This is a genomic window from Breznakia sp. PF5-3, assembly GCF_029504745.1.
Lineage (GTDB): Bacteria > Bacillota_I > Bacilli_A > Erysipelotrichales > Erysipelotrichaceae > Breznakia.
Window position 1 is genome coordinate 1 of sequence record NZ_JAQFIQ010000086.1, and the last position, 1,579, is coordinate 1,579.

A 1,579-nucleotide genomic window follows, 5' to 3' on the forward strand; every position below is an offset into this window, starting at 1 on the left:
AATCGAGTAGGAGGTAACTGATTAATTCAGTTACCGACCTCTCACACCACCGTACGTACGGTTCCGTATACGGCGGTTCAGTATATTTTAACGGAATCTAAATCCATGAGGTTTTCAAATGAAAGGAAACCTCTTTTCTTTAGTTCTTTATTAGTGAGTGTTGTGTCTAGTACAGGTGAGCCAGCTACTCTTGCATACTTTTTACGTGTGTTTGCCCATTCCCATGCTTTTTCCTTTTTCACTCCTAGTTTCATCAAGTTATCATGTTTTGTTTTTATCTTCTTCCACTGTTTCCACAAACATATTCGTAGTCGATATCTCGTATATCGGTCAATTCTACGACAAGCAGTTTTCAAACTGCCTATCTTGAAATAGTTATACCATCCTCGAAAGAGATATTTTAATCGTCTATATCTTTCTTCCATACTCATTGCGTTACTTCTTGATGTAATTATTTTGATTTTCTCTTCCAACTTTTCAATCGATGTTCCATGCGGCTTTGCTTTATAAAGGTATCCTTTTCTATCGTAGTAAAAACAAAACCCTAGATACTTGGTATCTTTATCATTTGGTTTGCGAACCTTACTTTTCGTAATATTTACTTTAAGTTTAAGTTCTTCCTCTAAGAATCCTGTCACATTCTTCATCACTCGATTTGCCGCTTTCTCTGTGCCTACATATATTTGCACATCATCTGCATATCGTACGAAGCGTAACCCTCTAGATTCAAGTTCCTTATCCAGTTTATCCAACATGATATTTGCCAATAGTGGCGATAGTGGTCCACCTTGGGGTGTCCCTATTACTGATTCTTTGTATTCTTCATCTATCATAATCCCACTTTGCAAGTACTTGCGAATCAGTGATATGACATCACCATCCTTTATCGTTTCCGATACGATTCGCATCAACTTATCGTGGTTCACTTTATCAAAGAATTTCTCTAAATCAATATCTACTATCCATGCTCGGTTTTGGTTAAGGTACTCCAAAGCTTTTCCTATTGCATTGTGGGCACTCTTGTTTGGTCGAAAACCATAACTTGTTTCACTAAATTGCTCTTCATATATCGGTGTCAGTATTTGTGATATCGCTTGTTGAACCATACGGTCTATCACCGTGGGTATTCCCAACATACGTTTCCCTCCGTTGGCTTTAGGTATTTCCACCCGTCTCACTGGTTGGGGCTTATAGTTCCTTTCTCGTATTTCACTTTTTAATTGTTCCCGATATTCTCCTGTCATAACATTCTTGAGTTCACTAGTTGGCATTTTGTCTATCCCACTTGACCCTTTGTTCTTTACGACTTGTTGAATCGCTTTGTCTAGATTTTCATCTCTTAAGATTTCTTCTAGTAATTCCATTTGTATACCGTCCTTTCTTTCGTGGAGCTGTTCCGTGTATCTTAACATTACATTAAACCTAACACTTTTCTTAAAACAACTCGCAATTAAATCTTTTGTATTCTTCTATACTGTAGCGTCCTTTGCTCATTGCGCATTACCGCAACTTCTTAACTACTACGACGCTTGCTGACTTCTCACTATTCGTTGTTACTACGATATTTCTATCGCTAGTG

Annotated in this window: 1 protein-coding gene; it reads right to left on the reverse strand. The window is 37.7% G+C overall.

The features are described from left to right. Window positions 1-77: 77 nt before the first annotated feature. Window positions 78-1,364, reverse strand: coding sequence for a group II intron reverse transcriptase/maturase (gene ltrA / locus M2475_RS11350; protein WP_277491650.1), 1,287 nt, complete (start codon window positions 1,362-1,364; stop codon window positions 78-80). Between the last annotated feature and the right edge of the window lie 215 nt (window positions 1,365-1,579).

Bases quoted from the DNA above. Each gene is read 5' to 3' on its own strand.
- ltrA (WP_277491650.1), bottom strand. From the start codon at position 1,364: ATGGAATTACTAGAAGAAATCTTAAGAGATGAAAATCTAGACAAAGCG.